The sequence below is a fragment of the Streptomyces sp. genome, from assembly GCF_031178505.1.
Lineage (GTDB): Bacteria > Actinomycetota > Actinomycetes > Streptomycetales > Streptomycetaceae > Streptomyces > Streptomyces gulbargensis.
Map to the genome: position 1 here is coordinate 1 of NZ_JAPSIW010000463.1, position 5,699 is coordinate 5,699.

8 protein-coding genes and 1 pseudogene are annotated in these 5,699 nt (G+C 71.6%); 2 read left to right on the top strand and 7 right to left on the bottom strand.

Annotated elements, in window-relative coordinates; genetic code table 11:
- From RIF68_RS25235 to RIF68_RS25250, 4 genes and pseudogenes are all read right to left on the bottom strand, one after another.
- A pseudogene (locus RIF68_RS25235) lies at positions 1–388 on the bottom strand (hypothetical protein); the annotation flags it as partial.
- Positions 385–1,023 (bottom strand): aminodeoxychorismate/anthranilate synthase component II, encoded by a 639-nt coding sequence (locus RIF68_RS25240; RefSeq protein ID WP_309053595.1) that lies wholly within the window; start codon positions 1,021–1,023, stop codon positions 385–387. The gene RIF68_RS25240 and the pseudogene RIF68_RS25235, both read right to left, overlap by 4 nt.
- The gene (locus RIF68_RS25245; protein ID WP_309053596.1) at positions 1,020–1,181 is read right to left on the bottom strand and encodes a hypothetical protein; all 162 of its coding nucleotides are present in this window, start codon (positions 1,179–1,181) and stop codon (positions 1,020–1,022) included. The genes RIF68_RS25240 and RIF68_RS25245 overlap by 4 nt, the downstream gene beginning before the upstream one ends.
- 102 nt (positions 1,182–1,283) lie before the next feature.
- Entirely contained in the window at positions 1,284–2,051 is a 768-nt protein-coding gene (locus tag RIF68_RS25250; protein ID WP_309053597.1) for a DUF881 domain-containing protein, read from the bottom strand.
- 141 nt (positions 2,052–2,192) lie between these two features.
- Here RIF68_RS25250 and crgA point away from each other — a divergent pair, with 141 nt between their 5' ends.
- Positions 2,193–2,447 (top strand): cell division protein CrgA, encoded by a 255-nt coding sequence (gene crgA, locus RIF68_RS25255; protein WP_309053598.1) that lies wholly within the window; start codon positions 2,193–2,195, stop codon positions 2,445–2,447.
- A 284-nt stretch (positions 2,448–2,731) separates the two neighbouring features.
- On the opposite strand, the gene RIF68_RS25260 is transcribed toward crgA, so the two are convergent.
- Both RIF68_RS25260 and RIF68_RS25265 read right to left on the bottom strand, forming a co-directional pair.
- The gene (locus RIF68_RS25260; RefSeq protein WP_309053599.1) at positions 2,732–3,598 is read right to left on the bottom strand and encodes a rhomboid family intramembrane serine protease; all 867 of its coding nucleotides are present in this window, start codon (positions 3,596–3,598) and stop codon (positions 2,732–2,734) included.
- Between the two features lie 23 nt (positions 3,599–3,621).
- On the bottom strand, positions 3,622–4,149 hold the full coding sequence (locus RIF68_RS25265) for a peptidylprolyl isomerase (RefSeq protein WP_309053600.1): 528 nt from the start codon (positions 4,147–4,149) through the stop codon (positions 3,622–3,624).
- A gap of 215 nt (positions 4,150–4,364) precedes the next feature.
- Here RIF68_RS25265 and RIF68_RS25270 point away from each other — a divergent pair, with 215 nt between their 5' ends.
- Positions 4,365–5,078 carry a DUF5324 family protein gene (locus RIF68_RS25270; protein ID WP_309053601.1) on the top strand — a complete coding sequence of 238 codons (714 nt, stop codon included), beginning with the start codon at positions 4,365–4,367 and terminating at the stop codon, positions 5,076–5,078.
- 347 nt (positions 5,079–5,425) lie between these two features.
- Here RIF68_RS25270 and RIF68_RS25275 read toward each other — a convergent pair.
- Positions 5,426–5,699, bottom strand: a 274-nt coding sequence (locus tag RIF68_RS25275) for a DUF6344 domain-containing protein (RefSeq protein WP_309053602.1), incomplete at its 5' end; no start/stop codon positions are given.

Genomic DNA, 5,699 nt, shown 5'->3' on the forward strand with positions numbered 1-5,699 from the left:
ACGCCGCTTCCTCGACCGCGTCAGGGCCTCCCTCGGGCGCGCCGGACGGGAAGGGCACCGAGCGCTCGGACGGCCCGGCGGGCGCGGGGGAGGGCGCCGTCCCGTACGCGGGGTCGTACGGCGTCCCGTACGCCGGTCCGCCGTGCGAGGGGTCGTACGCCGGCGTGCCGTACGAGGGTTCGTGCGGGGTGCCGTACGGGGCGGGCGCGTGCCCGCCGGTCCCCTGGGCGCCGTACGGCGGAGGCACCGCGCCGTATTCCTGCCCCTGGTCCTGGCCCGGCCCCTGGACGGGCGCCTGCGGGCCGTACGCGTACGGGTCCCCGGGTATCGGCCCGGGCTCCGGTTCGGGCAGGTCGGCGGCCCGGAACCACGGCGACCCCGACGTCACGCGACGGCCTTGCCCACCACCGGCGCGAGCCCCGCCGACCGGCCGACCGCCCCCTTGTCGCCGCACTGCTCCAGCCAGTTGGCGAGCATCAGGTGGCCGTGCTCGGTGAGCACCGACTCGGGGTGGAACTGCACGCCCTCCACCGGGAGTTCCCGGTGGCGCAGGCCCATGATGATGCCGTCCTCGGTCCGCGCGGTGACCTCCAGCTCGTCCGGCAGGGCGGTCGGCTCGGCGGCGAGGGAGTGGTAGCGGGTCGCGGTGAACGGCGAGGGGAGGCCGGCGAAGACGCCCCGGCCGCCGTGGGTGACGAGGGAGGTCTTGCCGTGCAGCAGCTCCGGGGCGCGGTCCACGACACCGCCGTACGCCACCGCCATCGACTGCATGCCGAGGCAGACGCCGAAGACGGGCACGCCGGTGGCGGCACAGTGCCGCACCATGTCGACGCAGACGCCGGCCTGCTCGGGCGCGCCGGGCCCGGGGGAGAGCAGGACGCCGTCGAAGCCGTCCTGGGCGTGGGAGAGCTCCACCTCGTCGTTGCGCAGGACTTCGCACTCGGCGCCGAGCTGGTAGAGGTACTGAACGAGGTTGAAGACGAAGCTGTCGTAGTTGTCGACGACGAGAATTCGCGCGCTCACTGGCCGTCCACCGTCACATCGTTGAACGGAAGCAGAGGCTCCGCCCAGGGGAACACGTACTGGAAGAGGACGTAGACGACTCCGAGGACGAGCACGATCGAGATCAGCGCGCGCACCCACGCGTTGCCCGGCAGATGCCGCCAGATCCAGCCGTACATGACGTCGACCGCCCCTTCCGTTCGTTACGGGGACCAGAGTACGGGTCGCCGGGGCCGTGAGGGGTCAGCTGTCCGAAGCCTGTGGACAACCGGGGGCGCGCCTCAGCTCACCGGCTTCGCGTGGTGGAGCTCGACCGTCCCGGAGTAACCGGGAAGGGTGATCCTGCGGTGCTCGTCGACCTTCCAGCCGAGCCCGTACGCCTTCACGTACAGCCGGTAGTTCTGGATGGCCGGGGAGTCCGCCAGCGCCCTGGCCAGCCGCGACCGGTCACCGACCGCCGTGATCTTGTACGGGGGCGAGTAGACGCGGCCCTGGAGGATCAGGGTGTTGCCGACGCAGCGCACGGCGCTGGTGGAGATCAGCCGCTGGTCCATGACGCGGATGCCCTCGGCGCCGCCCTGCCACAGGGCGTTGACGACGGCCTGGAGGTCCTGCTGGTGGATCACCAGGTCGTTGGCCTGCGGTTCCGGGTAGCCGGGGGCGGCCTGGGCGTCGGGCGGGGCGTCGTTGAGGGTGACGGTCAGGCCGCTGCCCGAGACCTCGGTGGTCCCCGCCGTGGACTCCAGCGCGCGAAGACGGTCGTCCTCCGCACGGGTGGATCCGTCGTCGCGGGCGGCGAGCGCGTCGACCTGGGAGCGCAGGGCGGCGGTGGACTCGTCGAGACCCGCGTTCTTGTGGCTGCGTTCCTGGATCAGGTCGGAGAGCCGCAGGAGAGAGGTGTCCGTGCGCAGGTTGGTGCCGCGGGCGGTGTTGAAACTGGTGACGAAGATCAGTCCGGCGAGGGCGAAGACGGCGAGCGTGAGCAGTCGGACGGGGCGCCACCGCGCGGTGGGGCCCGGCCCTGCGGGAGTGCCGGCGGAATTGCTCAACGTACCCTGATCCCCTTCGGTGCCGCGGAACCACTACGCTAACGGACGCCCGGGGGACGCAGTGGTCCTCCCGCGGCCCGATCCCGGCGCCAGCCACAGTTCCCTGCGCGGTCACGCAGCGCATCGACAGGAGAGTCCCTCGTGCCGAAGTCACGTATCCGCAAGAAGGCCGACTTCACGCCGCCGCCCGCGAAGCAGGCCGCCAACATCAAGCTGACCAACAGCAGCTGGGTGGCACCCGTGATGCTGGCGCTGTTCGCCATCGGGCTGGTGTGGATCGTCGTCTTCTACGTCACCGACGGTTCCCTGCCGGTCGAGTCGATCCGGAACTGGAACATCGTGGTCGGCTTCGGCTTCATCGCGGCGGGCTTCGGCGTCTCCACCCAGTGGAAGTAGCCCGCGCCGGGCACCGCTCCCCCCAACTTATCCACAGCGTTGTGCACAGCACTGGATAACTTACGAAGATCTGTGGATAACTTGCACGAGATTGACGCCGGTATGACCACGATCTGATCGCTCCCGATCGTGCGTGACAGCGGCGCACCCCCTGCCTTCCTGGCGAAAGACCAGGTCAGAGACAGGGGGTGGGCCACTTTCCGCTGCGGTGGGGAAGACCGGCCCCACGCTGTGGATAACTCTGGGGAAAGCTCGCTTCGGTGCTCGTCCTCAAAGCTTCGCGCTCAGGTGAGCACGGCCGAACGCGTCAGGACGGCGACCACGTCCACCGCCAGCAGCAGCCCGCAGGCGCCGTACTGCACCAGCTGCCGCCGGGCCCGGGAGGCGTGCACCAGCGCGTACGTGACCACGGCCCCCGCGACCAGTCCGCCGACGTGCGCCTCCCAGGAGATCCCCGGTCGGGTGAACGTCATGAGCAGGGACAGGGCCACGAAGAGGATCACCGGCCGCATGTCGTGGCGCCGCCGGCGGGCCAGCACCACCCAGGCGCCGATCAGGCCGTAGACGACACCGGAGGCGCCGAGGGACGGCTGGTTCGGCGCCGCGACGAGGTACGCGAGCGTGGAACCCGACAGCCCCGAGAGCAGGCACAGCGCCGCGTACCGGGCCCGGCCGAGCTCCGGTTCCACGATCCCGCCGATCACCCACAGGCCGAGCACGTTGAAGAGGATGTGCCAGACCTCCTCGTGCAGGACGGTCGCGGTCAGGAGCCGGTACCACTCCCCGTCCGCGACCCCCACGACCTCCCCGAGGAAGGGGTTGAAGGCGTAGCCGATGAGCACGAGCTGGTCGACGAGCCGCTCGCCGGCCACCAGGACGGCGAGGTAGACCGCCAGGTTGATCCCCACGAGGATCTTGGTGACGAACCGGTCGTCGGCGGCCACCCGCCCGCCCGCGAGCGTCCGGGGCTGATTGGCGTCCGCCGCGTGCCCGGTCCCCGAACCGTTGCGCACGCAGTCGGGGCACTGGAATCCGACGGAGGCGGAGATCATGCACTCCGGGCAGATCGGCTTCTCGCAGCGGGCGCAGCGGATGCCGGTCTCGGTGCCGGGGTGGCGGTAGCAGTGCGGGAGACCGGACTGCGGGTCCATGGGCGGGGTCCGTCCCTTCCGCGTCAGCGCTTCTCGATCACCACGGAACGGATGACGACGTCCTCCAGCGGACGCTCGGTACGCGGGTCGGTCTCCACGGCGGCGATCGCGTCCACGACCGCGCGGCTCTCCTGGCCGACGACCTCGCCGAAGATGGTGTGCTTGCGGTTGAGCCAGGTCGCGGGGCCGACCGTGATGAAGAACTGCGAACCGTTGGTGCCCGGGCCGGCGTTCGCCATGGCCAGCAGATAGGGCCGGTCGAAGAAGAGTTCGGGGTGGAACTCGTCGCCGAACTCGTAACCCGGGCCGCCCGTGCCGTTCCCGAGCGGGTCGCCGCCCTGGATCATGAAGCCCTTGATCACGCGGTGGAAGACCGTTCCGTCGTACAGCGGGTCGGTGGAGACCTCGCCGGTCGCCGGGTGGGTCCACTCCCGCTCGCCCGAGGCGAGTTCGACGAAATTCCTGACCGTCTTCGGTGCGTGGAACGGCAGGAGCCGCATCTCGATGTCGCCCGCGCTGGTCTTGAGGATCGCGTAGAGCTGCTCGGCCACGGTCCGCCTTCCGTCCCTGTTCACGCCGCGTCACAGCGGCTGGGGTCAGGCAGCCGGCGTCACGTCGGGTCACTCACATCCGTCTCTGGCGTGTCCGATCCTCGCATGCCCCGGATGCCCGCCCCACATGCCGGACCTGACTCAGGGGGGCATGATTCCGAAAAGGATGGAAAGGCGAAAACCCGACATGGTCGCCACCGAGGAGGAGGAGTCCTGTGACCCGCATGGACAGCGTGCGCGCCGCGACAGATTCGGCGAAGGAGAGCGTTCTGCACGCCGCGGAAGTGGTGGCGCCGTACGCAGGCACGGCCAAGGAGCAAGCCGCGCAGTACGCGCAGGAGGCGCGCTCGCGGCTGGCGCCGAAGGTGTCGACGGCCGCTCGGCAGGCCCGTGTTCAGGCACGTGCGCAGTACGTCGCGCGAGTCGCACCGCACGTGCCGCCGCGGGTCGACGCGGCCGCGCAGCGCGCTGCGGCCCGGACCCGTGAAGCCGCCCGTCAGGCAGCCGATTACACCGTTCCGCGCGTCGAGCACGCGGTCGCCGCGACCGGTCCCGTACTGGAGGAGGCCGGGTCGCGTTCGACGGCGGCCTGGGCCGCGCTGCGCGGTCAGGTGTCGCCGAAGGACATCCAGAAGCTCGTGAACAAGCACCGTCGTCGCGCGAGGGCCGGACGGTTCGCCAAGGGCCTCGCGGTCTTCGGTGTGCTGGCCGGCGGCGCGTACGCCGCCTGGAAGTGGTGGGACAAGCAGGCCAATCCCGACTGGCTGGTCGAGCCGCCCGCTCCGACCGAGGTGGACGAGGGCTCCGTCCTGGCGTCGGTCGACGGCAGCGGTCCCACCCTCTCGCCCGAGGTGGAGGCCAAGGAGGCCGAAGCCGAGGCGGAGGCGGAGTCCGAGCCCGGGACCACGGGGGGCGACGAGCGCCGCTGACCGCGGGACGGGGTTCCTGCCGGGTACATCGAGTTCCGTGTCGCACGCGTGGGGCCGTACGGGTTCGGTCGTACGAGGTGCGTTGCGGGGTCCGTACGGGACGCGTACGGCTTCAGTCGTAGGGACCCTGCGGGTTCTGGCGGTCCTGAGGGGACTGCCGGGCCTGCGGGTTCTGCGGTCCTGAGGGGACTGCCGGGCCTGCGGGTCGTGCGGGCCTCTGTGGGTGCCGCGGTCGTCCTGCGCCTGCGGGGTCCGGCCGGTCCATGGTCCGTACCGCGCTGAGCGAGGTCGGGCCGGACGCCGTGCCGGTGGTGCGGGCGGGAACGGACGAGCCGTCTGCCCGCGCCCTACGCCGCGGTGGCGAGCGCCGACCGCGTCAGCGCGGCGGGGTCGCTCGCGACCGGACCGGCCTTCGGCACGCGGCGGACGGAGGGCGAGGCGCCGTGGGCCTCGGCCCGGATGCGCTGCTTGATCGTGGGCGGCAGGGACCGCAGGGCGGCCGGCGACCACCGGTGGGTCCGTGGTGCCGGTACGGAGGCCCGGGTGGCGCGCTCCCGGGTCGGCTCGGCGGCCGGAGCGGCGCCGGCCGGGTCGTCGGGCTGCTGGACGGCGGGCTGCCGC

What these genes read in the sequence shown, in the direction of transcription:
- RIF68_RS25245 (WP_309053596.1), bottom strand. Translation starts at nt 1,181, where the DNA reads ATGTACGGCTGGATCTGGCGGCATCTGCCGGGCAACGCGTGGGTGCGC.
- RIF68_RS25260 (WP_309053599.1), bottom strand. Translation starts at nt 3,598, where the DNA reads ATGGACCCGCAGTCCGGTCTCCCGCACTGCTACCGCCACCCCGGCACC.